The organism is Ralstonia sp. GX3-BWBA (genome assembly GCF_003290055.1).
Lineage (GTDB): Bacteria > Pseudomonadota > Gammaproteobacteria > Burkholderiales > Burkholderiaceae > Ralstonia > Ralstonia holmesii.
The window spans coordinates 200,003-225,966 of the sequence record NZ_QMKS01000024.1; the positions used below are offsets into that span (position 1 = coordinate 200,003).

24 protein-coding genes and 1 pseudogene are annotated in these 25,964 nt (G+C 63.7%); 13 read left to right on the top strand and 12 right to left on the bottom strand.

All coding sequences use genetic code 11. From position 1 onward, the window contains the following. Nucleotides 1-3: 3 nt before the first annotated feature. The 3 genes from DOD19_RS23565 to nirK are packed head-to-tail and all read right to left on the bottom strand — an operon-like array spanning nt 4 to nt 2,892. Complete coding sequence (locus tag DOD19_RS23565; RefSeq protein WP_024978371.1) at nt 4-588, bottom strand: SCO family protein; 585 nt, start codon at nt 586-588, stop codon at nt 4-6. After that, a complete protein-coding gene (locus DOD19_RS23570; protein ID WP_024978370.1) occupies nt 585-1,376 on the bottom strand; it encodes a formylglycine-generating enzyme family protein in 792 nt (263 codons plus the stop codon). Before DOD19_RS23570 ends, DOD19_RS23565 begins: the two co-directional genes overlap by 4 nt. 16 nt (nt 1,377-1,392) lie before the next feature. Then, nucleotides 1,393-2,892: a copper-containing nitrite reductase gene (nirK, locus tag DOD19_RS23575; RefSeq protein WP_024978369.1), complete on the bottom strand. Its 1,500-nt coding sequence runs from the start codon at nt 2,890-2,892 to the stop codon at nt 1,393-1,395. 272 nt (nt 2,893-3,164) lie between these two features. Here nirK and DOD19_RS23580 point away from each other — a divergent pair, with 272 nt between their 5' ends. From DOD19_RS23580 to DOD19_RS23625, 9 genes are all read left to right on the top strand, one after another. After that, nucleotides 3,165-3,455, top strand: a complete 291-nt coding sequence (locus tag DOD19_RS23580; RefSeq protein ID WP_024978368.1) for a DUF2249 domain-containing protein — start codon at nt 3,165-3,167, stop codon at nt 3,453-3,455. Nucleotides 3,456-3,487: 32 nt separating this feature from the next. After that, entirely contained in the window at nt 3,488-5,764 is a 2,277-nt protein-coding gene (locus tag DOD19_RS23585) for a nitric-oxide reductase large subunit (RefSeq protein WP_112188475.1), read from the top strand. 156 nt (nt 5,765-5,920) lie between these two features. Then, complete coding sequence (locus DOD19_RS23590) at nt 5,921-6,643, top strand: GntR family transcriptional regulator (protein WP_024978366.1); 723 nt, start codon at nt 5,921-5,923, stop codon at nt 6,641-6,643. Nucleotides 6,644-6,697: 54 nt separating this feature from the next. Continuing rightward, entirely contained in the window at nt 6,698-7,492 is a 795-nt protein-coding gene (locus DOD19_RS23595; RefSeq protein WP_024978365.1) for an ABC transporter ATP-binding protein, read from the top strand. Continuing rightward, nucleotides 7,482-8,378, top strand: coding sequence for an ABC transporter permease (locus DOD19_RS23600; protein ID WP_112188477.1), 897 nt, complete (start codon nt 7,482-7,484; stop codon nt 8,376-8,378). The genes DOD19_RS23595 and DOD19_RS23600 overlap by 11 nt, the downstream gene beginning before the upstream one ends. A 296-nt stretch (nt 8,379-8,674) precedes the next feature. Continuing rightward, on the top strand, nt 8,675-9,703 hold the full coding sequence (locus DOD19_RS23610) for an ABC transporter substrate-binding protein (RefSeq protein ID WP_112188479.1): 1,029 nt from the start codon (nt 8,675-8,677) through the stop codon (nt 9,701-9,703). A 54-nt stretch (nt 9,704-9,757) separates the two neighbouring features. Next, nucleotides 9,758-10,156, top strand: coding sequence for a DUF488 family protein (locus tag DOD19_RS23615; RefSeq protein ID WP_024978362.1), 399 nt, complete (start codon nt 9,758-9,760; stop codon nt 10,154-10,156). 113 nt (nt 10,157-10,269) lie between these two features. Then, a complete protein-coding gene (locus DOD19_RS23620) occupies nt 10,270-10,716 on the top strand; it encodes a DUF3455 domain-containing protein (RefSeq protein WP_239498090.1) in 447 nt (148 codons plus the stop codon). 137 nt (nt 10,717-10,853) lie between these two features. Next, nucleotides 10,854-11,072, top strand: a complete 219-nt coding sequence (locus tag DOD19_RS23625) for a DUF1059 domain-containing protein (RefSeq protein WP_024978360.1) — start codon at nt 10,854-10,856, stop codon at nt 11,070-11,072. Between the two features lie 17 nt (nt 11,073-11,089). Here the strand turns inward: DOD19_RS23625 and DOD19_RS23630 are convergent, their stop codons facing one another. Continuing rightward, complete coding sequence (locus DOD19_RS23630) at nt 11,090-11,731, bottom strand: helix-turn-helix transcriptional regulator (RefSeq protein WP_112188483.1); 642 nt, start codon at nt 11,729-11,731, stop codon at nt 11,090-11,092. Nucleotides 11,732-11,845: 114 nt separating this feature from the next. Then, nucleotides 11,846-12,283 (bottom strand): multidrug/biocide efflux PACE transporter, encoded by a 438-nt coding sequence (locus tag DOD19_RS23635; RefSeq protein WP_024978358.1) that lies wholly within the window; start codon nt 12,281-12,283, stop codon nt 11,846-11,848. Between the two features lie 113 nt (nt 12,284-12,396). Here DOD19_RS23635 and DOD19_RS23640 point away from each other — a divergent pair, with 113 nt between their 5' ends. After that, nucleotides 12,397-13,281, top strand: coding sequence for a LysR family transcriptional regulator (locus DOD19_RS23640; protein ID WP_112188485.1), 885 nt, complete (start codon nt 12,397-12,399; stop codon nt 13,279-13,281). Nucleotides 13,282-13,285: 4 nt separating this feature from the next. On the opposite strand, the gene DOD19_RS23645 is transcribed toward DOD19_RS23640, so the two are convergent. From DOD19_RS23645 to DOD19_RS23675, 7 genes and pseudogenes are all read right to left on the bottom strand, one after another. Next, nucleotides 13,286-14,167 carry a flagellar brake protein gene (locus DOD19_RS23645; RefSeq protein WP_024978356.1) on the bottom strand — a complete coding sequence of 294 codons (882 nt, stop codon included), beginning with the start codon at nt 14,165-14,167 and terminating at the stop codon, nt 13,286-13,288. Nucleotides 14,168-14,317: 150 nt separating this feature from the next. Next, a complete protein-coding gene (locus DOD19_RS23650) occupies nt 14,318-14,731 on the bottom strand; it encodes a RidA family protein (RefSeq protein WP_024978355.1) in 414 nt (137 codons plus the stop codon). Next, a complete protein-coding gene (locus DOD19_RS23655) occupies nt 14,728-15,696 on the bottom strand; it encodes a threo-3-hydroxy-L-aspartate ammonia-lyase (protein WP_112188487.1) in 969 nt (322 codons plus the stop codon). The genes DOD19_RS23650 and DOD19_RS23655 overlap by 4 nt, the downstream gene beginning before the upstream one ends. Continuing rightward, nucleotides 15,693-16,334, bottom strand: coding sequence for a PAS domain-containing protein (locus DOD19_RS23660; protein ID WP_024978353.1), 642 nt, complete (start codon nt 16,332-16,334; stop codon nt 15,693-15,695). The genes DOD19_RS23655 and DOD19_RS23660 overlap by 4 nt, the downstream gene beginning before the upstream one ends. Before the next feature lie 332 nt (nt 16,335-16,666). Then, nucleotides 16,667-18,916, bottom strand: a pseudogene (locus DOD19_RS23665) (efflux RND transporter permease subunit); the annotation flags it as partial. Then, a complete protein-coding gene (locus DOD19_RS23670; RefSeq protein ID WP_112188489.1) occupies nt 18,913-20,028 on the bottom strand; it encodes an efflux RND transporter periplasmic adaptor subunit in 1,116 nt (371 codons plus the stop codon). The pseudogene DOD19_RS23665 and the gene DOD19_RS23670, both read right to left, overlap by 4 nt. An 87-nt stretch (nt 20,029-20,115) precedes the next feature. Next, nucleotides 20,116-20,730, bottom strand: coding sequence for a TetR/AcrR family transcriptional regulator (locus DOD19_RS23675; protein WP_024978350.1), 615 nt, complete (start codon nt 20,728-20,730; stop codon nt 20,116-20,118). Nucleotides 20,731-20,816: 86 nt separating this feature from the next. On the opposite strand from DOD19_RS23675, the gene DOD19_RS23680 reads away from it, so the two are divergent. From DOD19_RS23680 to DOD19_RS23690, 3 genes are all read left to right on the top strand, one after another. Further along, nucleotides 20,817-22,277, top strand: coding sequence for a TolC family protein (locus DOD19_RS23680; RefSeq protein WP_112188950.1), 1,461 nt, complete (start codon nt 20,817-20,819; stop codon nt 22,275-22,277). A gap of 60 nt (nt 22,278-22,337) precedes the next feature. Further along, nucleotides 22,338-23,144 (top strand): oxidoreductase, encoded by an 807-nt coding sequence (locus tag DOD19_RS23685; RefSeq protein WP_112188491.1) that lies wholly within the window; start codon nt 22,338-22,340, stop codon nt 23,142-23,144. A gap of 448 nt (nt 23,145-23,592) precedes the next feature. Beyond that, nucleotides 23,593-25,917: a TonB-dependent receptor gene (locus tag DOD19_RS23690; RefSeq protein ID WP_112188952.1), complete on the top strand. Its 2,325-nt coding sequence runs from the start codon at nt 23,593-23,595 to the stop codon at nt 25,915-25,917. Nucleotides 25,918-25,964 lie beyond the last annotated feature (47 nt).

Sequence of the window (25,964 nt, forward strand, 5' to 3'; positions counted from 1 at the left end):
CGCTTAGCGTTGCACCGCCACCAGCTTGCGCATGGCATCGACCAGCTTCGGATCGACCGCGCCCAGCGTATTGGTGCGTGCGTTGATGCGCCCTTCTGCGTCCAGCAGCAGGATCGTGCTCGAATGGTTGAAATCGCCATCGGCCAAGCGCCGATACTGCACGCCCAGCAATGCCGCCACCTCGCGCGTGCCGCTGGCGTTTGCGCGGGCGACTTGCCAGCGGTCGTCGGCGCCATGCGCGCTGGCCGTCTTCTTGAGCGCCGCAACGGAATCGCGCTCGGGGTCGACCGTCACCATCAGGACACGCACGCCGTCGTGCGCGGGCTTACCGCCCTTGGCCAGCGTGGCGCGAATAGTCTCGAAGATCATCGGGCAGACCATCTGGCACGACGAATAGAACATGCTCACGAGTACCGGCTCGCCGCGCAGGTCTGCCAGGTGGAAGACGCGGCCGTTCTGGTCGGTCAACGCCACGTCAGATTGATACAGCGAACCCGAAGCGACGGGCCCGGCGGCAAGCGCGCCTGCGGCGGCACCCGCTAGCAGGAGTGCCACGAAGGCACGGCAAAGTTGCTTAAGAAGCGTCATGGACGTTCTCCATTGATGGATCGGGCGCAGCGAAAGCCAAGACTTCCCGTGGCATCGGCGCCCTCAAGTGATGACAGCAACGCCACGCGCATCAGCACGGCGTAGCTGTCGCGGCGCACGATGCTGATGGCACCGGCGCCGCAAAACTTCTGCTTGTCGGGGTCGCCCTGCGTGCGGCTGTCCCCGGCAATGAACAGTGCGTTGAAATCGTCAACCCATTCCCAGATCAGGCCGTGCAGATCGCGCACGCCATGGACATCCGCTGGGCCGCCAACGGGTGGCAACACACGCGTGGCGGGCCGTTCGTACCAGCCGAGAATGCGTTGCGCCCATTGCGGGTCGTCGCGGGCGTCTGCGCGTGTGGCGTCGGCGGCAGCGGCGGATTCCCACTCAAGCCACGTCGGCAGGCGCGCGCCTTCGCTTTCGCAATAGGCACGGGCAGCAAACCAGCTCACGCCGGTCACCGGCGCTTGCGACGAGACTTGCGCATCGGCGCGCGTCGCATCGGCCCAGTCGGCAAGGTAGGCCTTGCCGGCAAAGACTTGCGGCACCCGGCCGCGCTGCCAGGCCTCGTGACGTTGCACGAAGGCCTGGAACTCGCCGATGGTGACCGGGGTGGTGCGCAACTCAAACGGCTCGATGCGCACCCGCTGCGGCTGCCCCGGTGCGTTCTGGGGCAGCACGCTGTCGAAGTCGCCGCCCGGCAACCGCACATAGGCGGCGCCCTGTGCGGCAGCGCTAGCCAGCGCCATCAACATGGCAGCAAGGTGCAAGGTCAGGCGGCCCATGGTCGTGCAGATCCGGTCAATGTTCGGCCACGGCCTTGGCAGGCGCCGGCTGGGCACGCACCTTCTTGACGTCGTCCGCGCTCACGCGGCCGCCGGGGTTGTCCCAGCTGTTGAGCACGTAGGTCAGGATGTTGGCGACCTCGTCGTCATTGAGCTGCGTCATCGGCGGCATGACGGAGTCGTATTCCTGCCCGTTGACCTTGATCTTGCCGTTCAGGCCGTGCAGCACGATGTTCATGGCACGCTTCGGATCTGCCGCCAGGAAATCCGACTTGGCAAGCGGCGGAAACACGCCCGGCAACCCGGCGCCATTGCCCTGGTGGCACACCGAGCAAGTACCCGCAAACAGCGCGCGGCCGGCCTGCACCTGATCCTGCACGGTCAGGGTACCGCTCACCGAAGCCTCGGTCGCCTTGGTGACGGCGCTCATGTTCGGTGCGGCACGATCGCCCAAGTACACCGAATCCAGTTCCTTGCCGGAATAGACGAGCTTGTTCTCCGGGCCATCCACCTTGAGGATCGCCATGGCGCCCTTGTTGAAGGCACGGAAGATCGAGTGGTCGACCAGCACATAGCTGCCAGGCACGCGCGCGGTGAACTTCACAACCGCCGCGCCACCCGCCGGGATCAACGTGGTCTGCACGTTCTTCTGCACGTTGGTGCCGCCCTCGTAGCGCACCTGGTCGAAGATGGCGCCAATTACGTGGAAGCTTGAGACCAGATTGGGCCCGCCGTTGCCAACGAAGATGCGCACCGTTTCACCTACCTTGGCGTGCAGCGCCTTGTCACCGGTGAGCGCACCTTCGGCACCGTTGAACAGCACGTAGCTCGGGCGTTCGTCGATGGCCTTTTCCATGTCGAACGGCTGCAGGCCCTTCTCGCGGTACTTGCCGGCCGTGTAGAAATCGCCCTGCATGACGTAGTACTCGTGATCAACCTTGGGCAGGCCTTCGGGCGGCTCGACCAGGATCAGGCCGTACATGCCATTGGCGATATGCATGCCCACCGGCGCCGTGGCGCAGTGGTAGACGTAGATGCCCTCGTTGAGCGCCTTGAAGGTGAATTGCGATTCATGGCCCGGTGCGGTAAAGCTCGATGCTGCGCCGCCGCCCGGCCCGGTCACGCCGTGCAGGTCAATGTTGTGCGGCATCTTGCTGCTCGGGTGGTTCTTGAGGTGGAACTCCACCGTGTCGCCCTGCCGCACGCGGATGAAGCTGCCGGGAACGGTGCCGCCGAACGTCCAGAAGGTGTAGCTGACGCCTTCGGAGATCTGCATTTCCTTCTCGACCACTTCCAGCTCCACGATGACCTTGGCTGGATAGTTCCGGTGGACCGCCGGTGGCACAAGCGGCGGACTCGTAAGGACGGCGTGGATCGGCTCGCCGCGCGGCGGCCCGAAGTCACCCGGCAACTTGGTGCTGGCGGCGCGGGCCGCGGTGCCCGCAAGCAGTGCGCCCAGCACCACAGAAATCAAGCCCGCGCGCATCAGGCTGCGGACGGTGTGAAGACGGCTCATTTTTTCCCCCGTGTATCGGTCTGGTGTCGTCCGCTCCACGTTAGGCCCCGGCGGCCATTAGGGCTTTGATACAGCGCAAACGAAAACCGACCCCGTCCGGCACATCCACCCCACCGCGTGGCACGCAAGCCCAGTCGTGGCGTGATTTGCCACATCAAGATACCCATAAAACAAGCATCTGATATACATCAATAACGCCGGAGATTCCGCTCACTAATATAGTTGCATCCTTAATGCATCTTTTTGATGCGACACCCACAGAGGGAATCCCCATGACACAGTCCGCCTCCACCATCCAGCTCGACCTCCGTGTGCTGGCGCCGCGCGAGCGCCATCCGCTGATCTTCTCCGCCTTCGGGGAACTCGGCATCGGCCAGAGCCTGGAGCTGATCAACGATCACGATCCGCGCCCGCTGCAGTCGCAGTTTCAAGTCGAGCGCCCGGGCCAGTTTTCCTGGGACTACCTTGAGCGCGGCCCCGCTACGTGGCGCGTTGCCATCACCAAGGTGGCATCTGCCGCCAGCGCCGGCCACTGCTGTGGTGGCTGCGGTGGTGGCGCCTGAATTTCCGATCGCATCCTGCAAGGAACCTTGTCATGAAAAACAACCAAAGGCTGTGGCGGTGGCTAGGCCTGATCTTCATCCTGTCGTTCGGAGCATTGGGCTATCTGGGCCGGCAGATCTATCTGGCAGCGCCGCCGATTCCGCATGCTGTTGTCACCTCTGTGGGCGAGGTGCTCTTTACCGGCGAACAAATCCAGCGCGGCCAAGAAGCCTGGCTGGCAGCCGGCGGCCAGCAGCTTGGCACCGTCTGGGGCCACGGCAGCTACGTTGCGCCTGACTGGTCTGCCGATTGGCTTCACCGTGAAGCCACGGCGCTGCAAGCCATCCGCGCGCATCAGCAGTTCGATACCGATGCGCCGTTGACGACCGTGCAGCAAGCCGCCGTCGACGCCAGCGTGAAGGAAGAAATGCGCCGCAATACGTACGACGCAAATCACGACATCCTGACCGTGTCGCGCGAGCGCGCAGAGGCAATCCGCGGTGTGGCGCAACACTTCGAGGCCCTGTTCGGCACCGATCCGTCGCTGGCAACGTTGCGTGATCAATACGCCATGGCCACCGGTGTGCTGCCGGAGGCGGCCGATCGCGAAGCCCTGGCGGCGTTCTTCTTCTGGACGTCGTGGGCCGCCGCTGCCGACCGCCCGGGCGAGACCGACATCTCGTACACGAGCAACTGGCCGCATGAACCGCTCGTGGGCAACACCATGACCGGCGGTGCCGCCATGTGGTCGATGGTCAGCATCGTGCTGCTGCTGGGCGGTATTGCCGCCATGCTGTGGCTGCACGGCAGCAGCAAGCACGAAGAGGAAGCTGCGCCGCTGCCGGCCGATCCGTTCCTCAACGTGGTCGCCACGCCCTCGATGAAGGCCACGCGCAAGTACTTCTTTGCCGTGATCGGCCTGATGCTGGTGCAGATCGGCATGGGCGCCATCACCGCGCACTATGCGGTGGAAGGTGAATCGTTCTTCGGGATTCCCCTGGCGCAGGTGCTGCCGTACGTGATCAGCCGCACGGTGCACACGCAACTGGGCGTGCTGTGGATTGCCACGGCGTGGCTGGCCACGGGCCTGTACATTGCGCCGCTGCTGTCGGGGCGTGAACCGAAGTTCCAGAAGCTGGGCGTTGATGTGCTGTTCTGGGCGCTGATCTTTATCGTGGTGGGCTCCATCGCCACCGGCTGGCTTGGCACGCTGCAACATCGCGGTGCGGACTTCGGCTTCTGGGTCGGCAACCAGGGGCTGGAATACACCAGCATGGGCCGCGTGTGGCAGATCCTGTTGTTCATCGGCCTGCTGTTCTGGGTGGTGCTGCTCGGCCGCGCGCTGTGGCCGGCATTGAAGACGCCGTCGGAATCGCGCGGGCTGATCGCCATGGTGTTCCTGTCGGCCACGTGTATCGGCGGCTTCTATTCGACGTCGCTGGTGTGGGGTCAACACACGCACTATTCGATGATCGAGTACTGGCGCTGGTGGCTCGTCCACCTGTGGGTCGAGGGCTTCTTTGAAGTGTTCGCCACCGCCGTCATCGCGCTCATCTTCACGCGCCTGGGCCTGATTCGCGCCAGCAGCGCCAACCGCGCCATCGTGGCTGAAACGATCGTGTTCCTGTTCGGCGGCATTCTGGGCACGCTGCATCACTTGTACTTCACGGGGACGCCGACCTCGATCATCTCGGTGGGCGCAGTGTTCTCTGCGCTGGAAGTGGTGCCGCTTTCGCTGATCGGGCTCGAAGCGCTGCAGAACTATCGCCGCACGCAAGGCACGCCGTGGCTCAACGCCTACAAGTGGCCCGTGCTGTGCTTCGTGGCCGTGGGCTTCTGGAACACCGTCGGTGCCGGCCTGCTCGGCTTCGCCATCAACCCGCCCGCTTCGCTGTACTACGTGCAGGGTCTGAACATGACGGCCGCCCACGGGCACGCTGCGCTGTTCGGGGTGTACGGCATGCTCGGTATCGGCCTGATGCTGTTCTGCCTGCGCGGCCTGTATGCGCGCAGCCTGCATGCCGATCGCCTGCTCAAGCCCGCGTTCTGGGGCCTGAACATCGGCCTGGCAATGATGGTGTTCATGTCGCTGTTGCCGGCCGGTATCTACCAGGCCTGGGCCAGCGTCACCAAGGGCATGTGGTACGCCCGCTCGCCGGAAGTGGTCCACTCGAAAGTGATGGAAACGCTGGTCTGGCTGCGTGTGCCGGGTGACATCGTGTTCGCCATCGGTGCGCTTGTGCTGGCTTGGTATGCGCTGCGGCTGCTGCGCCGTCCGAAGGCACAACAGACCGAACCGCTGCCGGCTTCGGCTCGCGCGACGCGTTAATCGCGTGAATCCATAACCCAGCAGTCCTCCCAAAACCCGCAGGGCCCGTGTCGATCATCCGACCGGGCCCTGCGGGTTTTCCTGTAATGCCCCCCGCCTTCAAGCTCCCTACAATGACGAGTCATATAGATGAATAGTTGACCACTTTCGATATCCATGCCCGCCGATCTCCGCCTACCCCGCTATCAGCAATTGCGCGACGATCTGGCCGCGCAGATCGCCCAACAGCACTGGCGCCCGGGCGACGCCATCCCGACCGAAGCCGAGCTTGCCAAGACGTACAACGTGGCGGTCGGCACAGTCCGTAAAGCCGTAGACGTATTGGTGGCCGAAGGGCTGCTCGAACGCTTCCAGGGCCGCGGCACCTTCGTGCGGCGCGCCAGTTTTGCCAGCTCCTTGTTCCGCTTCTTCCGCTTCCAGAGTGAAAGCGGCGAGCGACGCATTCCCGAAAGCCGCATTCTCAAGCGCGACGTGCTCGATGCGCCTTCTGCACCGGCTGCGGGTCTGCAGATTGAGACCGGCTCCCCCGTCATTCGCCTGACCCGGCTGCGCCTGCTGGATGGCGCGCCAATGCTCGCCGAAGAAATCTGGTTGCCGTACGACCGTTTTGCGCCGCTCGCCACGCTGGAACTCGACGCGTTTGGCGACCTGCTGTATCCGCTGTACGAATCCCACTGCGGCCAGATCATCGCCAGCGCCGAAGAAACGCTCACCGCCGAGGCCGTCAATGCAACGTATGCGCGGCTCCTGCGCATCCAGCCCGGCGATCCGGTGATGGTCATCGAACGCGTTGCGCGCGGCTACGACCGGGTGCCGCTTGAATGGCGGCGCTCGCGCGGCGCGGCGGCGCACTTCCGGTACCACGTGGATATCCGGTAGCGCCCGAGACGCTGCAATCCATACCGAAAAAAAACACACACAGGAGACAACATCATGCAGGCCAACTCATCGACGGCCCCACCGCTGCTGGATGTGCGCGGCGTCACGCTGCAGTACAAGACACGCCAGCATCTGGTGACGGCCACCTACCGCGTCGACTTTCAGGTCTATCCCGGCGAGCGCTACATCCTGCTGGGCCCGTCGGGCTGCGGTAAATCGACATTGCTCAAGGCTATCGGCGGCTACCTCACGCCCACCGAAGGCGAGATCCGCCTGAAGGGCCAGCCAGTGACCAAGCCTGGCCCGGATCGCATGATGGTGTTCCAGGAGTTCGACCAGCTTCTGCCATGGAAGACGGTGAAAGAGAACGTGCTGTTCCCGCTGCTCTCCACGGGCAAGCTGGGCCCGCGTGAAGCCGAAGAACGCGCCCTGCACTACATCAACAAGGTCAATCTCACCAAGTTTGCCGACCACCACCCGCACATGCTGTCGGGCGGGATGAAGCAACGCGTAGCCATCGCGCGCGGCATGGCGATGGAACCCGACGTGCTGCTGATGGACGAGCCCTTCGCCGCGCTCGATGCGCTCACGCGCCGCAAGATGCAGGACGAGCTGTTGCAGCTGTGGGATGAAACGCGCTTCACCGTGCTGTTCGTCACGCACTCGATTCCAGAGGCGATCCGCTGCGGCAGCCGCATCCTGATTCTCTCGCCGCATCCCGGCCAGGTGCGTGCCGAACTGCCGAGCCTGGCGCGCGACGATGACGATCCTGAGCGCTTCAAAGCGCTAGAAGCCGAGATTCACGACATGCTGTTCGCCCGCACGGTAGAGGAAACCCATGCAGACTGAAACCCTTTCCATGCCGGCCACCACCGACATCAGCAATCGCGCCCCCGTCTACAGCACGCCCGTGGCGTTCGAGCGCATCGGCGTGGTGGAAAAACCGCTCTCCATTGCTGAGCGCCTGTACGAGCAGGCGTGGCTGCGCAAGCTCGTGATCCTCGTCGTGCTGGCACTCGTGTGGGAAGGCGGTGCACGCTGGCTCGACAACCCGCTGCTGATGCCGACCTTCTCCGACACCGTGCAGGCGCTGTGGGCAGGGCTGGCCAGCGGCACGCTGTTTGCTCGCATCGGCACGTCGATGCAAACGCTGCTGTCGGGCTATGCGCTGGGCCTGGCGCTGTCGTGTGCATTGGTGGTTCTGGGTATCAGCAACCGGCTCGGGCAAGACTTTCTGGAAACGCTCACCGCCATGTTCAACCCGCTGCCGGCCATCGCCCTGCTGCCAATCGCGCTCGTGTGGTTTGGCCTGGGCAACGGCAGCCTGATCTTCGTGATCGTGCATTCCGTGGTGTGGGCGGTATCGCTCAACACGCATGCCGGCTTCCTGTCGGTATCGAACACGCTGCGCATGGTGGGCCGCAACTACGGGCTCTCGGGCATGGGGTATCTGACCAAGATCCTGATCCCGGCCGCGTTCCCGTCCATCCTCACGGGCCTGAAGATCGGCTGGGCCTTCGCATGGCGCACGTTGATAGCATCGGAACTCGTGTTTGGCGTGAGTTCCGGCCAAGGCGGCCTCGGCTGGTACATCTACGAGAACAAGAACCAACTGCAGATTCCCGAAGTGTTCGCCGGCCTGCTGACCGTCATCATCATCGGCCTGCTCGTGGAGAACCTGGTGTTCCGCACGCTGGAAGCCCGCACCGTCAAACGCTGGGGCATGCAGAACTAAGCGAGACAAACTCACGCCGACCCAAGCACACCAACGGTTTGGCCGTACCCTGCCCTAGATGGCGCCTTGAATTTCTGTTGCAGGGAGGAAAAAGAAGGGAGGCCTGTCTGAGCGCAGCGAGTTTGCCTCCCTTCCCTCCCTGCGACATAAATTCAAGGGGAAGTCGCCATCTCGGGCGCGCCTTTCTTTGCTTACCTTTCTTTGGCAAGACAAAGAAAGTAAGTCGGCCCCGGCAGGGGACGAAACCCCAGATGCACCACCAACACCCAGCCATACAAACAACAAGGAGACAACAAATGCAGCAGCCCCGCCGCAACATCCTCCGTTTCACCATGGCCGCCACGCTGGCCGCATCGCTCCTAGGCGGCACCATCAGCACCGCACATGCCGAAGCCAACGAAGTCCGCATCTCCCACGGCTACGGCATCCTCTACCTGCCCATCATGGTGATGGCCAGCGAACACCTGCTGGAGAAGCAGGCCAAGGCCGCCGGCCTGGGTGACGTGAAGGTCAACTACCGCATCCTTGATGGTGGCAACGTCATCAACGACGCCATGCTCTCGGGCGCGCTCGACATCGCCTCGCTGGGTGTGCCGGGCTTCCTCACGCTGTGGGACAAGACGCGCGGCAGCGCGATGGAAGTGCGCGGGCTGTCGTCGCTCAGTTCGTCATCGATGTATCTGATGACGCGCAACCCGAACGTGAAGACGCTGGCAGATTTCTCCGACAAGGACCGCATTGCCGTGCCCGGCATCAAGACCTCGCTGCCGGCCGTGGTGCTGCAAATGGCTGCTGCCAAGACCTTCGGCGACAAGCAGTTCAACAAGCTTGACCCGATCACCGTGCCGCTGCCGCACCCCGACGCCACCGCTGTCATGCTGGCCGGCGGCAGCCAGATCAACAGCCACATGGCTTCGCCGCCGTTCTCGTACACCGAGGCCGCGGCGCCCGGCCTGCACCGCGTGTTCAACACGGTCGACGTACTGGGCAACATCACGCTGGACATGACTTACACCAGCAAGAAGTTTTACGAGGCCAACCCGAAGCTATCGGCGGCATTCGTGGCCGCGCTGGATGAAGCCAACGCCCTCATCGCCAAAGACAAGACCAAAGCCGCGCAGATCTACATTGCGCAGTCGAAAGTGAAGAGTTCGCCGGAAGAAGTGAAGAAGATTCTGGACGATCCGGATTCGCGCTTCACGACCACGCCGGTGGGCGTCGCCCACTATGCTGAGTTCATGCAGCGCGTGGGCACGCTCAAGAACAAGCCCGCGTCGTGGAAGGATGTCTTCTTCCCGACGGTGCAGAACCGGCAGGGTTCGTAACGCGAAACGCCTGAGCACAACGAGCAGCACGCAGCATCCGCACGGAGGCATTCCATGGCACTACGCATCGTCCGGCTCGGCGAGCCGCGTCACCCCGATGAAGGCTTGCGCATCGGCACCGTGCGGCGCCCGCCGCGCGGCGTGCCCAAGGAAGAATTCGCCAGCCGAGATTTCTACGACGTGTGGATGCCGCTGCTCTCGCCCACGCCCGAACTCGTCAAGCAGGCACAGGCCGCACAGAGTGCGCACGATGAGAAGGGCTGGCAAACCTTCGTGCGCCACTTCCGCACCGAAATGCGCGACGGTGATGCGGCACGATTGCTCGACATGCTGGCTGCGCTCTCGCACCAGACCCATCTGTCGATCGGCTGCTATTGCGAGGATGAAGCGCATTGCCACCGCTCGGTACTGCGCGAGTTGTTGAAGGAACGTGGGGCGAAGCTGGCTCCGTGAACAAGCACACCACTTATACAAGGAAGACCATGACCAGCCTGCCTCGAACGTTTCGCCACTGCACCGCAGCTGCCCTTCTGCTCGCACTGGCAATGAGCAGCGCGCAGACAGTCATGGCGCAAAGTGCGCCCGCCGCGCTCCAGCCAGCCGATGCACACCACGTCGTCGCCACGCTATCGGCCACGGGGGTGCAGATCTACGTTTGCAAGCGGGACGGCGACAAGCCTCTGGCGTGGGCCTTCAAGGCACCGCTGGCGGAGCTCTACGATGCCAGCGGCAAGCTCGTCGTCAAACACGGAGCAGGCCCCAGCTGGGAAGCCTCCGACGGCAGCAAGATCACAGGGAAAGTCTTGCAGCAGGTGTCCAACACCTCAGAAGCCGGTGCCATTCCGCTGCTGCTGTTGCAAGCTACCAAGGTGGGCGGCGTGGGCCTGTTGAGCAGTGTGCGCTACGTGCAGCGGCTGCAGACCCACGGCGGCATCGCACCCGCACAGCCCTGCACGGAAGAAGGCCAGGAAGGCCGCAGCCCGTACCTGGCGCAATACGTCTTCCTCGACTGACGCACCGCTCTCAGAGGTCGGTGCCGCTACCCCATACGGGGGACGACGGGCTTCCTTGGCAACCCTATAACGAAGAGACGCACGACCGGTGGTTCACCGCGTCGCGCCGTCGTCATTTGTCATTCGAGGAGCACGCCATGGGCCGCCGCTACATCGATTGCCGCGCCTTCCCCAGCGAGACCAACTGCTCGGTCGCCATCAGCGCCGACAGCGATGCCGAATTGCTGGAGGCGGCTGTGCAGCATGCCGTTTCCGTGCACAAGCACACCGATTCGCCCGAGTTGCGGGCGCAACTGCAAACCCTTTTCCAGGACGGCACCCCAGCCGTGGCGCCACCAAAGATGGCCGCTGCCTGATCAAAACGCGACCGCCGCTACCGACGCGCCGACAGCGCCAGCATCAGCCGCACCACATCGCACTGGCTGTGCGTGTTGGTCTTGCGATAGACGTGCTTGAGGTGCGTGCGCACCGTGTCGAGTGAAATACCCAGCGTACGCGCAATACAGGCAGGGTCGGAGCCGCTTGCCAGCAAATCTGCCACATCGGCTTCGCGGCGCGTCAGGTGGAATGCATCGGTCAGCCACAGGCTGGCCGGCTGCGCAGGCGAGATACCGGTGCGTGCCGCAACGCGTTGCCAGCACAACGGCAGGGCTTGCGCAAAGTGCGGCAGCAGGGCTTGTGGCGCCGCGCCCTGCTGCATGGGTTGCGGCACGCCTGCCTTGCGGTAATCGAGCCACACCGCGCCGCGCACTTCGGCATCGGCTACCTGCCAGGCGTGAACGCGATCACCACGCACAGCATGCAGCAGCACATCGGCCGAGCATGCGCCACGCGATGCCGCCCAATGCCACCTTCCATCGACGCGCCACCGGATCATGGCCGCAGCATGGTCTGCGCCGCACGCATCGCGCAGCACGTTCATCACGCCCACGGCATCGCCACCGCAGGCTGCTACGTAGCACTGGCGCAGCACGGTTGCCAAGGCATGAGGTGACGAGACAGAAAGACGCAGCATGAAGGAATACGGGCGCCGCGGCTTGCGACCGCGGCGCCCGTCTTGAAGGGGACTTCATTATAGGAAGCGCATGACCTCCCGCACTGCCCCTTTTGCCCTAGACCCGTCTTTGCATCAGGCCAGCACACGGCGCGACATCCAGCGTGCACGCAGATGGTCGTACGCGAAGTTGAAGAAGAACGTGTACGGCAGGAACAGCAGCATGATGCCGACGTCGAGCACAAAGGCTTCCCACAGGCCCACGTCCAGCCACCAGGCGGCCAGCGGCACCAGCATCAAAACCAGCCCGCCTTCGAACAGACAGGCATGCACCACCCGCAGGATCACGGTGCGCGAAAGCCGGTAGCGACGCTCCACGCGTTCGAAGATGGCGTTGAATACCATGTTCCAAACCATCGCCACCGCGGCAAACATGAGGGTCATGACACCCATTTCAGCCAACGGCAAATCCATCAGCCAACTAAACAGGGGCGCACAGATGAGCATGGCAATCAGTTCGAACGACAGCGCATGTACGAGACGCTCGGCTGGCGTTTTGTATGAGACTTGCATTGCGATTACCTCCAAAAGCAGACGTCATTTTCATCGGTGCAAGCCGCTTTAGCCAGTTTCCTACTATCGGTTTTTCCGATACATTGATAGGAACTCCCCACTCTTAGGTTCCGATGCGCCACTCCCCGGAAGCCCTGCTCGCCTTTGCCGAAGCCGCCACGCTGGGTTCGTTCTCGGCGGCGGCCCGCAAACTGGGCAAGCGGCAATCCACCATCAGCGAGGCAATCGCCAACCTGGAGATCGATCTTGGCCTGACGCTATTCGACCGCAGCACGCGTCAGCCGACGCTGACCGAGGCGGGCAGTGCCATGTTCACGCAAGTGCGTCGCGTGCTTGACGCCAGCGCGCAGATGGACCGCCTGGCCGCGCAGATGGCTGGCGGTCTGGAAGCGCGCCTGACGCTCGTGGTGTCAGACACTTACCAGTCCGACCGCTATGAACAAACGCTCGCCACGCTTGAGCAGCGCTACCCCGACCTCGAACTCGAATGCCTGATCGCCGAACACGAAGACGTGGTCGACATCATCCAGTTGGGCCGCGCCCAGATCGGGCTGGTGGCCGCGCAGGCGGCCTATCCGGCCGACGTCGGGTGGGCAACCATTGCAGAGCAATCGGAGATCGGACTGTTCGTCGGGCTGCAGCACCCGCTCGCCCGATATGGCGACGAGGAAGTGCCGCACGCAATCCTGCGCGAGGCACGCGAACTGCGGCTGAACACCTTCGTCGACAGGGCTGGGCCGCGTGCCGACGCAGTGCCCGTGCGCAGCGCTCGCCGATGGTCTGCGCCGAGCTATCTGATGCTGCTTGAAATGGCGGTGCTGGGCTTCGGCTGGACGGAGTTGCCGCGCTGGCTGGTGGATCACTTAGCGGCAGACCGGTTGCATGAAGTGCGTGCCCGCGGCTGGCCCCGCCTCGTGCCAGTCGACGCGGTATGGTCACGCAATCGCACGCTTGGGCAGGCAGGCGCGTGGCTGCTGGAGACGATGCTGGCGGGCTAGGCGCTCACGCGTTTTCGTCCAGCCGATCGATGATCAGATGCGACAGTTGCGCTGTCTGCTCCTTCGACAGCGAAAACTCCATGCCAAATGACGGAAACGCAGAAGCAGGCGCCCCCAGGGCAGGCGACCCGCTCGCCACGCGGCCCGTCAGCGAAAACGACTCCAACTGCCCATCGACGTAAGCACTGAAATCGAGAATCAGCCGGTCGCCGGCCTGAAACGCCGCGCTGGCGCTTTGCACAAGCGCGCCATTCAGGCAGATATCGCGGATCACCGCCACGCGATCTGCCGCTGACGCCGCCTGCCCTTCGGGGCGCAAGCGGGCACCGATCCGTACCTGCACACGCTTGGCACGGCGCAGCGGCATCTTCTGCATCTTGATCGGCGCAGACAGCACCAGATACGGCGAGGGGAACTGCCCCACCGATACCACGCTGCACATCATCGTGACGACCGCGCGGCCCGAGAACCCGCGCAGCAAGAGGATGTCCCGTACCTCCGGGCGCAGCGTGCGCTTACCGTCAGCCGGCTGCGTGACGAACACCGCCTCGCCTTCGATGTAGCCGATCAGGCGACACGGCAGCAGCCCGCGCAACGGAGCAGATTTTTCCTGCACTTGCAGGACGTTGCCCACGCTTAGGCCCGTCGACCCGAGGCGGGGCTTCGTTTCGGCCGGTGCTGCGGCTGCGGAGGGTGCAATGTCACTGCTTTCGTCCAACGCCAGCACAGGACCATGATGAAACAGCAGGCGCACGTCTTCGGCATCCGGCACCACGGCACCAGCGGGCAGCAGCAAGTGGCCTACGCTATCGGCCAGCGGAAACGGCAGCGGCTGGCCGACCGGCACGTCTTCCTGGGTAAGCTGGCGCGTTTTTGGTTGGGTCATGAGGGACGATGGATCTGTGCGTCTGGGCCGGGCATAGGCATATGCCCCGGCAGGCATACCGGCCATTCTGCAACAATGGCGGGCAAACGGGCGGAGATCAACTCGCGCGAACCCTGCCTGCCTGACGCACATCAACGACAAGCGTTTGCATCACACCGCCAGTGCCGTCGCCTCGATTTCAACTGCCAGACCGTAATGCAGCGTGGGCACGGGCACCACGGCGCGTGCGGGCCGCAGTTCGCCGATCCACGCGCGATACAGCGCATCGAACGCCGGCCAATGCGTTTCCATGTCGGTCACGTACACGCGCACCTGCACCAGGCGCGAGCGGTCGGTGCCGGCCGCGGCAAGCACGGCGTCAAGGTTGGACAGCACTTGGCGCACCTGCGTCTCGAATGGTGCATCGACGAGCTTTTCGCCCGCCGGCGTAACCGGAATCTGCCCAGCCACAAACACGAAGCCATTGGCGCAGACTGCGTGCGAATAGTGCCCCGCCGGCGGACGCAAATCCGGCGCGTTGACGTAGCGAGCGCCGCTGGGGGCGGCTTGGCCGTGGCTGCTCATGCCGCCTCCAGCACCAGCTTGGCGAAGTGCTGCAAATCGACATTGCCGCCCGAGAGAATCACGCCGACACGCTTGCCACGCACATCGACCTTGCCGGTGAGTGCGGCTGCGGCGGCGAGGCAGCCGGTGGGCTCAACCACCGCCTTCATGCGCGACGCGAAGAATTGCATGGCGCTCACCAGTTCCGCATCGCTTACGGTCACGATGTCGTCGACCAGTTCGCGAATCACGGCAAACGTGTAGTTACCCAGGTGCTGCGTCTGCGCGCCATCGGCCAACGTCTTGGGCGTATCGATATGGACGATCTCGCCCTTGCGAAAGCTCTGCTGGCCGTCGTTGCCGGCTTCCGGTTCCACACCGAAGATCTTGCACGCGGGGTTCAGCGTGCGCGCCGCCGTGGCACAGCCGGAGAGCAGGCCGCCACCGCCCAGCGGGGCCAGCAGCACATCCAGCGGGCCGACCTCTTCGATCAGTTCCTTGGCCGCGGTGCCCTGCCCGGCCATCACGTGCGGATGGTCGTACGGAGGGATCAGCGTGAGACCGTGCTCTTCCGCCAGCTTGCGGCCGATGGCTTCACGGTCTTCGGTGTAGCGGTCGAAGAAGACCACCTCACCGCCGTAGCCGCGCGTGGCTTCCACCTTCACGACAGGCGCGTCCTTGGGCATGACGATGACAGCGCGCATGCCCAGCAGCCTGGCCGACAGTGCAATCGCCTGCGCGTGGTTGCCAGACGAAAACGTGATGACGCCCGCCTTGCGCTGCTCCGGCGTGAATTGCGACAGCGCGTTGTACGCGCCGCGAAACTTGAACGCACCCATGCGCTGGAAGCTCTCGGCCTTGAAGAACAGCTCGGCGCCGGTCATGGCATTGGCGGTTGCTGACGTCAGCACGGGCGTCTTGTGGGCAACGCCTTGCAAGCGCGCGTGGGCGGCAACAACGTCGTCGTAGGAAATGGGCAGGCTCATGCGAGGTTCTCGGGAAGGTAGGTGTAGACGGTGGAGCGCGCCACGCCGAGCGTCTGGGCGACTTCGGTCAGTGCGCGGCGCAAGTTCAGCAGGCCGCTGGCAGCGAGTTCACGCATGGCTTCGCGGCGCTGGTCGAGCGTCATGGCCATGGGCGTGGTGTTGCGCGCAGCGGCAAAGCGTTCGAGTGCGCCACGCACTTCTTCAACGCGGCGCGGTGCCAGAGACTCGGGCACCGGCGGCGCAGCCACGTCAACGCGCATCAGTTGCGTGAGGCCGGTTGTCACCGCGTTCAGCATGGAGACGTCCATGTTCAGGCAGATGGCGGCCACGTAGTCGCCACGGCTGTTCTTCAACCCGATCGATGTGCTCTTCGCCGGGCGCCCGTCGGGAAACCGGTTGGCGTAGTTCTCGATGACTTCCGGGAAGTCCGGATCGGCCAGGCGCGCGAGTCCCAGCTCGGTCACGGCGTCGCCCACCTGGCGGCCGGACAAGTTGTTGGCGATGGCGACGACGGAATGATCGGGATCGGTCAGGTCGTGCAGGACGACTTCCACCAGCGGCGCCAGCGTCTTGCCCAGCGCCTCGACGATCTTGCGGCCTTCGCGCAGCAAAAGGCGGTTTTCTTCAACGGACTTCATGGGTATTGACGATACGTCAATTACTGACATTTCGTCAATACCACAGGAGCCGCCCTGACAGCGCGCGGTGGGAACGGACAAAAGTTATGTTCCCTGCGACAAAGTTCGTTTCCCTGGCGTGGAACGCCAAAGTTAGGGTGTCTGACGGCCTCGGCAGAAGGCACTTCGCCGACAAAGTTACCTTCCCCTGCCCCCGCAAACCCGTGCCAACCTTGCGCGAGCGGGCGAAGCTGCCTACGGCGCTAACCTTGCGTTGGCTAGAGCTTTGCTCTCGTTTTCCCATTAGCTGCTGAGCCCCTCCAAAGGCTCAGCACGAACCATTCAGTGATGTTGTCCTCGCGCACCGCCGTCACCGGAACGCCGTTGAGCAGGAATTGCAGTTGCTGCGCGACGGCACTGGACGTCAGGCCCACGGCCTGGAGACGGTCTTGCTGCAGGGTGAAGTGCAGCGTAGGTACACGCATGCCCCAGTCCGTATTGACCGTGCGCATCATCGGGCTGGCGTCCATGACCTGCCGCACATCGGCCGCGATGCGGCGCAGTGTCTCCGCATCCGGACCGGTCACGCGGTAGGCCACCGGGAACGGTGAATACGGACCGAACACGAGCTGCGTCACACGCACGCGCGCCTCGGGAGCGAGGCCATCCGCAACGGCCTGACGCAGACGCTGCTTCAGCGTGTCACGCTCTTCCTGGCTATCGGTGCGGATCACAATTTTTGCGAACGACGGATCCGGCAATTCCGGCCCCATTGCCAGATAGAAGCGCGGCGCCCCCTGGCCGATGTAGGCGGTCACGATCTTGGCTTCCTTCTGTTTGGCTAGCCAGCTTTCGATTTTTGCGGTCGCCGCGTCGGTCTGGTTGATCGATGTGCCATAGGGCATCTGCACCTCGACCAGCACTTCAGGCCGATCCGAAATCGGGAAGAACTGCTTCTTGACCACCGCCATGCCCGCAATGGCCAGCGCGAAAAGGCCCACCACCGCACCCGCCACCAGCCATTTGCGTGCAATCACGCGCCCGAGCAGCGCACGGAAGCGGTTGTAGCGCGGCGTGTCGTAAATCGCAGCATGGCCACCTTCGACCTTCTTGAAGTCGGGCAGCATCTTTACACCCAGGTAAGGCGTGAACACGACCGCAACCACCCAGGATGCAATCAACGCAATGCCGACGATCCAGAACATGTTGCTCGTGTATTCACCTGCGGTGGATCGTGCAAAGCCGTTAGGCATGAAGCCGACGGCCGTGACCAGCGTGCCCGACAGCATGGGCGCGGCGGTGTGGCTCCACGCATAGGCCGAAGCGGCCACGCGGCTGTAGCCCTCCTCCATTTTCACCACCATCATTTCAATGGCGATGATGGCGTCGTCCACCAACAAGCCCAGCGCCAGAATCAAAGACCCAAGGGTGATGCGATCGAAGTTCTTGCCTGTCGCGGCCATCACCACAAACACCACGGCGAGTGTCAGCGGCACGGCTGCGGCCACGACGAGGCCGGCGCGCCAGCCCATGCTGATAAAACTCACCAGCATCACGACCAGCAATGCCGCAAAGAACTTCAGCATGAACTCGTCAACGGCCGCGGCGATGTTCACCGCCTGGTCCGTCACCTTGGTCAGGCTCATGCCGACTGGCATGTCCGCATTGATGGCGCCGACTTCCTTGTCGAGTGCCTTGCCCAGATCGAGCCCGTTCCATCCGTCGCGCATGACGATGCCCAGCAGCAAGGCGGGCTGCCCACCATTGCGCACCATGAACGTGGCGGGGTCTTCATAACCGCGCTTGACGGTGGCGATGTCCGAGAGCTTTAACGTGCGGCCCTGCGACACCACCGGCGTATCGCGAATCTTCTGCAGTTCATCGAACGCGCCATCCAGGCGGATGAACACCTGCGGCCCTTTCGTTTCCACCGAGCCGGCGGCCGTCAACGCATTCTGGCTGTTGAGCGCGGCAAACACGTCTTGCGGGCTCACACCCAGCGTCGCCAGCCGGTCATGTGAAAACTCGACGTAGATGCGCTCGGACTGTTCGCCGATGATGTTGACCTTCTTCACGCCGGGCACGTGCAGCAAACGCTGGCGCAGCGTCTCGGCATCGCGCACGAGCGCACGTTGCGGCTCGCCTTGTGCCTTGAGTGCAAACAGCGCGAAGGTCACGTCCGAATATTCGTCATTGACGATCGGCCCGATCACGCCAGACGGCAGGTTGCCCACCTCGTCGCCAACCTTTTTTCGTGCTTGATAAAACTCTTCCTGCACCTCCGACGGCGGCGTGGTGTCGAGCAAGGTCAACGTGGTGAACGCCAGGCCCGGGCGCGTGTACGTTTCGGTGCGGTCGTACCAGCGCAGCTCCTGCATGCGCTTTTCGATCTTCTCCGCCACTTGGTCCTGCATTTCCTGCGCAGTGGCGCCCGGCCACACGGTGACGATATTCATCACCTTGACCGTAAACGCCGGGTCTTCCGCGCGGCCCAGCTTGAAGAAGGAAATGAGCCCTGCCAGCGAGATCAGGCAGATGAGGAACAGCGTGACCGCACGCTCGCGCACAGCAAGCGCCGATAGGTTGAAGCGGCCCGGGCTCACAGTCGCACTCCCGCGATGGCGGTGCCGGTGCCCTGCCCGGCCACGCGGACTTGCTGGCCCTCACGCAGCAGTTGTGCGCCTAACGCGACGATCCGCTCGCCTTGTTTGATCTGGCCGGCAATGCTTGCCCCTTCGTCACCAAGACGCACGATGGTGATGGAGCGCCACGACACCTTGGCAGGGTCGCCCTGGATGACCCACACGCCGGGGCCCTTGCCGGCATCGAACACAGCGCCCAGCGGCACCTGCAGATCGCCTTGCGCGGTGGCCAATCGATCGGGAATCTGGATCGTGACGGTCGCGCCAAGCGGCGCATTGGCCAGTTCGCCATCCAACACATAGCGCGCTTCATACGTGCGGGTGAGCCGATCGGCAGCATCCGACAACAGTCGGAGCTTGGCGGGTGTTCCATCGCTTTCCTTGCCGAACAACGTGGCCTGTGCGACCGAGCCGATTGCCGGCCGCAACGTTTCCGGCAACTGGACCACCGCTTCACGGCGCCCGGCATGCGCCAAGCGCACAACCACCTGCCCGGCATTCACCACTTGGCCGGGCTCGGCCAGCGTTTCCATGACCACGCCGTCGCCATCGGCAACGAGTTCTGCATAGCGGCTGGCGTTGCGGGCTACATCGGCCTGAGCTTCAGCCGCGCTCAATTGCGCTTTTGCAGCATCCGCGGCGGCCTTGGCCTGGTCGTAAGCGGAGGCGGAAATTGCGCCCGTGCCGCGCAAGTCGCGGTAGCGCGCTTCGTCTTCCGCCGTCTGTTGCGCGCGTGCCCGGGCGGCGGTCACGGCTTCTTGCTGCGCATGGGCGGCGAGCTTCAGATCCGCAGGATCGATGCGCATGAGCGGCTGCCCGCGCTTGACGGTTTGCCCTGCGTCCACCAGCCGCTCCAGCACCTTGCCGGGCACGCGGAACCCGAGGTCGCTCTGCACCCTGGCAGCCACGACGCCTGTGAAGGAGCGCGATGCAGACGCCACAGGCCGAACAAACGCGGCGCGCACCAGAGGCGCCTGGGTGCGTGGGTCAGCGGGGGCTTTTTCGCCGCAAGCGCTCAGCGCAAGCGGCAACGCAAGAACAACGGAAGACGTAATAAAGCGACGCGAAAGCATGAAAGCCCCATCGACAGGATGATCTAGGCTTTCATTCTTGTTCTTGTGACCAATTTAGTCAATGGTCACAACGAAAAAATCTGCGCATCAGGGGGAAAGACTTCGGAGTACGAGGCTGGAAAGCAGTCCGGGCGCCGTGTCCGTGTAGTCAAAGCTGTATTGCAGAAGCAACGGATTCATGTACGGGCGCATGACCAGGTAGATGGCCGCGGTGGCCTCGTCCAATGGTGTCTTGCGCTCGAAGTCTCCGGTCTCCCGGCCCTCCAGCAGCACATCGCGCAGCAACTTCTGGATACGGCCTTCATAGGCGATCACCGCTTGCCAGCGTTCAGTCGCTGCCGAGGCGGCGATCTCGTAGAGCTTGCGATCGTGGGAAAACAACCGGAGGCTGGCCTCCGTCAAGGCTTTGAACATGCGGCGCAGCTTTTCCGGCGGGGAGTCCGCCTCCGCCAGGGCGGCATTCACATCGGCCTCGATTTCGCGCAGGCAGTTGGCGCAGATCATCTCGCCAATGGCCTGCTTGGACTCGAAGAACTTGTAGATGTAGGCCTTGGAAAAACCAATGGCCTTGGCCAGATCGGACACGGCGGTCTTCTCATAGCCGTAGCGGCTGAAGTGCTCGGTGGCGGCGGCGACGATCTGGTCTCGCACGTCGTGGTCCGCCGGGCCGCGGGCGGAGACGGGATAGGAAGGGGTCTTCATGGGCTCCAGCTTACGTGACTCGCGATAGTTGAACAACTTGTGACCAATTTGTACTATAGTCACTAAAAATTTCGATGGACCCCGTCATGTTGCCAAAACACGCCTCTGCGGCCCTCCTCCTCGCAAGCCTGAGCGCCGGATGCGCGGTCGGCCCGGACTATGTGAAGCCTGATGCACCGTTTCCCGACCGGTTCCTTGGTCAGACAGCCGTGGAGCAGCGCACCGCCAACGCGGCGCCCGATCTACCGACGTGGTGGGCAGCTTTTGGCGATCCGCAACTCACCAAATGGGTGCGGCTTGCACTGGAACAGAACCTCGACCTCGCCCAGGCGTTCGCACGGGTCACGCAGGCCCGTGCCGGCTTAGGGGCCGCCAATGCAGCACTGCTGCCGTCCGGCAATGTCACGGGCCAGGCTGCGCGTGCATACCAGTCTGTCGAAACCCCGTTAGGCCGCGTGTTGAACTCGAGGCCCGGCTTTGACCGCTACGGCAACGCGTTCGAGGCTGACGTGAACGCCAGTTGGGAGCTGGACGTATTTGGCGGCCTGCGCCGTGGCCGCGAGGCTGCGCTGGCGGACTACCAAGCCTCCCAAGCTGGCGCCGTCGCCACACGGCTGGCCGTGGCTGCGCAGACTGCCGATATCTACATCACCATCCGCGGGTTGCAAGCGCGCCTGAACGTGGCGCGCCACCAAGTGCAAACGCAAGCGGAATTGCTCGCCACCATCAACCTGCTTTACGGCAAGGGGCTGGCGGCGGAGCTTCAAGTCAGGCAGGCGGAAGGCGCACTGGCGCAGGTTCGCGCCTCCATTCCGCAGCTTGAAGCAGGTCTGGATGCAGCGATGAACGCGCTGGACGTGATGCTCGGCTCGTTACCGGGCACGCACCGGGACGAGCTTGCACAAGACGGTGACATCCCCGCCGCACCGCAGATTGCCATCAGCGGATCGCCCGGCGATTTGCTCAGGCGCCGCCCCGACCTCATCGTCGCCGAGCGCCGCCTGGCGGCTTCCAACGCGCGCATCGGCGTCGCCATCGCGGAGTACTACCCGAAGTTCTCGCTCAGCGGCCTGCTGGGCAGTGCCACATCGGTGGGTGCTGGAAGCCTGTTCGGCAGCGGCGCCAGCCAATTTTCCGGCGTGCTGGGCTTGCGCTGGCGCCTGTTCGACTTCGGCCGCATCAACGCGCAGATCGATCAAGCCAAGGGGCAGGAGGCGGAGATGCTCGCTGCGTACCGGCTCGCCGTGCTGCGCGCCACGGAAGATGTGGAGGACGCGTTCTCCGCTCTGGTCAAGCGCGAGGAGCAAGCCACGGTGCTCGCGCAAGGTGTGGATTCGCTGAGCCGCGCACGGAATGCTTCATTTGCGGCGTACCAAAAAGGCGTCGTCAGCCTGATCGAAGTGCTGCAGGCAGACGAGAGCCTGTTGCGTGCATCGGACGCACGCGCCCAGGCCCAAACGGAATCCGCGCGTGCCGCTGTGGCGGCATTCAAAGCGCTGGGCGGCGGCTGGCAGCCCGATATCCCGACCGCCGTCGCCAGCAAATAAACCGCTGACAAAAACCCGATTTACCGCAGATCCCATTTACCCATACAGAAAGAAATTGCCATGTCGAATTCCAAAGTCGTTGTGATTACCGGCGTGTCCTCAGGCATCGGCCGTGCCACCGCCGCGAAGTTTGCTCTGCGCGGGTGCCGCGTATTCGGCACCGTGCGCAACATCGCTCGCACTCAACCGATCGCGGGTGTTGAACTGGTCCAGATGGATATCCGTGATGAAACCTCTGTCCAGCGCGGAATCGAGACGATCATCGCGCAGACCAAGCGTATTGATGTGCTGGTCAACAGCGCCGGCGTGGCCCTGCTCGGCGCGACAGAAGAAACGTCGGTGGCCGAAGCCCAGACGCTGTTCGACACCAACGTGTTCGGCATCTTGCGCACCACGCAAGCCGTACTGCCGCACATGCGCGCGCAACGCTCGGGGCGCATCGTCAACATCAGCTCGGTGCTCGGCTTTCTGCCAGCGCCTTACATGGGCCTGTATTCGGCATCCAAGCACGCGGTGGAAGGAATGTCCGAGACCTTGGATCATGAGGTGCGCAAGTTCGGAATCCGTGTGGTGCTTGTCGAGCCGTCATTCACCAGAACCAGCCTGGATGCCAACGCACCTCAAGCGGTTTCCAAGGTCTCCGCCTACGACGCGGAGCGCGGCATCGCTTCCCAAGCGATTCAAAAGAGTGTCCAGAAGGCGCCGGACCCCGATGGGGTGGCAAGCACCATCGTCGATGCTGCACTGGGAGCATGGAAGATGCGCCGCACGCCCAAAGGCGAGGCATCTCTTCTGAGCAAGCTGCGCCGGTTCATGCCGGCAGGCCCCGTTGACTCGAGCCTGAGGAAAACATTCGGCCTCTCCTGAGCGCGCTCACTCCCCACCAGAAAGCTCAACAATGTTCACCGCAAGTCCAGAACCTCGGACGTACAGCCAGAAAACATCTTGAAAAAACCTCATCAAACCTGCCCCTCCATGGAAGCTTGACGACGCATCCTGTCAGGCGTGGCGGCAAAGCGCGTCCTTGCCCACCAAAGCTCCACATGGCATGGTTCCTGCACGCCGTCATGCGCCGTACCACCAAAAAAAAGTCGGGGGGACTTGCGTGATGAAGGGGCAGCACAAAAGGGGAATTCGCCTAACAAGAGAGATGTGCGCAGGGGCTCACGCTACGCTGCACTGTAAGCGGCGGCGCTGTGTTTTCCGGACCCGCTATGGAGACGGAGCCCCGCACGCCAGGGTGACCGCAGACCCCGCCGCCTGATCGCTCGTCAGGATGTGCTCGAAGTGCCGCTGCGCCGCGTGCATCACCACCATGCGGTCGTCTAATGCCATTGCATGCGCTGCGGCGCAGGCTTGCCTGCCGCGCACGGGCCCCACATTGCACCGGGTACGACTGTTTGGTCTTGCAGCGCTGTTCGCTGCGCAGTACGCCCACGCTGCCCCGCTGGGCACATGGGATTTTTCTATCGAGCGGGCGCCCTTGGAGCGCGTGTTGATGGAAATCGCCCAAGTGAGCGGACAGCCCATGTCGTTCCCCTCCGGTCTTGCCAAAGACCTGTTGGCCGGTCCGGTTCGCGGCGCCATGTCGGCCCAGCAGGCGGCGGAGCAGGCCCTCAAAGACAGCGGTCTGCAACTGACCACACTGCCCGACAACACGTTGACCATCGTGCGCGCGCCTGACGAGCCGCGCGACATCGGGACCCTGCCCCCGGCCGAAGTACGCGCGCGGACAGGCAGCGACTTTGCCGTCTTCACAACAGGCTCCGTCACGCATGTCGAGACGCCCATCACGAGCGTGCCTCACGCCGTCAGCACCCTCACAAGAGACTTGCTTACCAGCCAGAATGCCCCGTCGATGGCGGATGCCCTGGCGCTTGCTGGTGTCTCGTCGGTGTCGCTCGACCCCTCGGCCCCCCCACGGTACGCCACGCGGGGTTTCATGACAGGGCAGATATTCGTCGATGGCCAGCCCGACAAGATGGCTGCGGTGCGACCCATCGAGGCGGTAGAGGATGTTTCGGTGATCAAGGGAACGCATGCTGACATCGGGGGCGCCCCGACCGCCGTGGGCGGCATCAATGCCAATCTCAGGGCACCCACGGTAGCGCCACAACGAACGGTGGCAGTGGAAATCGGCTCGCACGCCGAGCGCAAAGCCGTGGTGGATCTGGCCGGCCCGATCGGATCGACCGACCTGTCTTACCGGGCGGTGGCGTTGCAGGACACGACGGCCAACAGTGATTCGGGATATGCCGGTCGGCACAAGAGCTACGGGCTTGCAGCGCTCGGCTGGCACGATGCTGCTACGGAAGTCACAGTCGGACTGGAATCCGTCACCAGCCGCCAGCCCATGCCGCCCGCTACGTTTGCATTGAATGGCGCGCCTGTTCGACTGGCCATGCAAAGCCCGCTAGGTAATGCCGACGACAACGTGCAGTCCCGCGCGAGCCGCGCCTATTACAAGGTCTCGCGCAACCTCACGGACGATTGGTCCTTGCACTCACGTGGCACGTACGAAGCGCTCACCGAACAATCTGCGCTTTGGCATACGGCGCTCGTGGTCAACAACACGGCGCCTACGTCAACGCTGAACTTTGGCGATCGCAGCAACGACACCTCGTGGGCCATCTCGAACGAGCTCACGGGCAGGTTCGCACATGGGCCATTCCAGCACGTGCTCACATTCGGCTGGGATGAGTTTCAGGAGCGGCAGGACATGGTCTTTGCGGCGACGCCTTTTCTGATGCCGCAGAATCCGTTTGCACCTGTTCAACTGCCGCCGGCCACGTTCGTGCCGGGCATTCAGGTCTCGCAATCGGTGCGGCAGTCGGTGTTTCGCGCGCGCGACCAGATTGCCATTGGCGCGCGTTGGGAGCTGTCCGGCGCCCTGTACGTGAATGACTACATCGCCAAACTGCCGCGCGCGCAACTTCAGGGCTCGGCCTGGACACCGTCGCTGGGCGTGCTCTACAAGCTGACGCCGCATACCGCATGGTTTGCCGATTACTCGCGCGGTTTCCGTCTCAACACCGGCTACTTCGACCCGTGCGAAGCCTTGTTGCCTGAGCGGAGTCGCCAGCTGGAAACCGGCCTGCGCTGGGCAGATGCCAACCGCGCGCTGACGATGCAGGCGGCGCTGTATCGCATCGATGCGCACCACGTAAGGCTGGTGGATGTGGCGCCCGCCGGCTACGACACACAAATCGCGCACCAGAGCAGCGAAGGGCTGGAAGTCTCGATGCAAGGGGCAGTAACGAAGGGCTTGGACACTTCGCTGTGGGTGGCACTGTCTCGCGTATCCGGCGCGCTGACCACGGGGTTCCTGCCGCAGGCGCCATTCCTGAGCGGGGCGCTTTGGACGACGTACACCATGCAGGCGGGTCAATTGAAAGGCGCAGGCGCCGGGATTGGCATCACGGGGCAACGCGGCGCCCCATGCTACGGCGACACTCCGTTTCGCATGCCCGGCTTTGTGCGCGTCGACACCAGTCTCTTCTGGCACCAGAAATCCTGGAGCGTCGACCTCTTCGCCCGCAATCTCTTCAATATCCGGGCGTACGGCAACGCACAGTCCGGGAACTTCATCCCGGTTCAGCCGGGCCGCACCCTGACACTGCGCGTGACCCGCAGCTTCTGACGTTGGCCGGCCAGGCGGCAAGGCGCAGCGCTTAAAGAAAGCCGCCT

Excerpts from the sequence above, each read along its gene's own strand:
- DOD19_RS23565 (WP_024978371.1), bottom strand. The coding sequence starts at position 588 with ATGACGCTTCTTAAGCAACTTTGCCGTGCCTTCGTGGCACTCCTGCTA.
- DOD19_RS23570 (WP_024978370.1), bottom strand. The coding sequence starts at position 1,376 with ATGGGCCGCCTGACCTTGCACCTTGCTGCCATGTTGATGGCGCTGGCT.
- nirK (WP_024978369.1), bottom strand. The coding sequence starts at position 2,892 with ATGAGCCGTCTTCACACCGTCCGCAGCCTGATGCGCGCGGGCTTGATT.
- DOD19_RS23580 (WP_024978368.1), top strand. The coding sequence starts at position 3,165 with ATGACACAGTCCGCCTCCACCATCCAGCTCGACCTCCGTGTGCTGGCG.
- DOD19_RS23585 (WP_112188475.1), top strand. The coding sequence starts at position 3,488 with ATGAAAAACAACCAAAGGCTGTGGCGGTGGCTAGGCCTGATCTTCATC.
- DOD19_RS23590 (WP_024978366.1), top strand. The coding sequence starts at position 5,921 with ATGCCCGCCGATCTCCGCCTACCCCGCTATCAGCAATTGCGCGACGAT.
- DOD19_RS23595 (WP_024978365.1), top strand. The coding sequence starts at position 6,698 with ATGCAGGCCAACTCATCGACGGCCCCACCGCTGCTGGATGTGCGCGGC.
- DOD19_RS23600 (WP_112188477.1), top strand. The coding sequence starts at position 7,482 with ATGCAGACTGAAACCCTTTCCATGCCGGCCACCACCGACATCAGCAAT.
- DOD19_RS23610 (WP_112188479.1), top strand. The coding sequence starts at position 8,675 with ATGCAGCAGCCCCGCCGCAACATCCTCCGTTTCACCATGGCCGCCACG.
- DOD19_RS23615 (WP_024978362.1), top strand. The coding sequence starts at position 9,758 with ATGGCACTACGCATCGTCCGGCTCGGCGAGCCGCGTCACCCCGATGAA.
- DOD19_RS23620 (WP_239498090.1), top strand. The coding sequence starts at position 10,270 with ATGGCGCAAAGTGCGCCCGCCGCGCTCCAGCCAGCCGATGCACACCAC.
- DOD19_RS23625 (WP_024978360.1), top strand. The coding sequence starts at position 10,854 with ATGGGCCGCCGCTACATCGATTGCCGCGCCTTCCCCAGCGAGACCAAC.
- DOD19_RS23630 (WP_112188483.1), bottom strand. The coding sequence starts at position 11,731 with ATGCTGCGTCTTTCTGTCTCGTCACCTCATGCCTTGGCAACCGTGCTG.
- DOD19_RS23635 (WP_024978358.1), bottom strand. The coding sequence starts at position 12,283 with ATGCAAGTCTCATACAAAACGCCAGCCGAGCGTCTCGTACATGCGCTG.
- DOD19_RS23640 (WP_112188485.1), top strand. The coding sequence starts at position 12,397 with ATGCGCCACTCCCCGGAAGCCCTGCTCGCCTTTGCCGAAGCCGCCACG.
- DOD19_RS23645 (WP_024978356.1), bottom strand. The coding sequence starts at position 14,167 with ATGACCCAACCAAAAACGCGCCAGCTTACCCAGGAAGACGTGCCGGTC.
- DOD19_RS23650 (WP_024978355.1), bottom strand. The coding sequence starts at position 14,731 with ATGAGCAGCCACGGCCAAGCCGCCCCCAGCGGCGCTCGCTACGTCAAC.
- DOD19_RS23655 (WP_112188487.1), bottom strand. The coding sequence starts at position 15,696 with ATGAGCCTGCCCATTTCCTACGACGACGTTGTTGCCGCCCACGCGCGC.
- DOD19_RS23660 (WP_024978353.1), bottom strand. The coding sequence starts at position 16,334 with ATGAAGTCCGTTGAAGAAAACCGCCTTTTGCTGCGCGAAGGCCGCAAG.
- DOD19_RS23670 (WP_112188489.1), bottom strand. The coding sequence starts at position 20,028 with ATGCTTTCGCGTCGCTTTATTACGTCTTCCGTTGTTCTTGCGTTGCCG.
- DOD19_RS23675 (WP_024978350.1), bottom strand. The coding sequence starts at position 20,730 with ATGAAGACCCCTTCCTATCCCGTCTCCGCCCGCGGCCCGGCGGACCAC.
- DOD19_RS23680 (WP_112188950.1), top strand. The coding sequence starts at position 20,817 with ATGTTGCCAAAACACGCCTCTGCGGCCCTCCTCCTCGCAAGCCTGAGC.
- DOD19_RS23685 (WP_112188491.1), top strand. The coding sequence starts at position 22,338 with ATGTCGAATTCCAAAGTCGTTGTGATTACCGGCGTGTCCTCAGGCATC.
- DOD19_RS23690 (WP_112188952.1), top strand. The coding sequence starts at position 23,593 with ATGCGGTCGTCTAATGCCATTGCATGCGCTGCGGCGCAGGCTTGCCTG.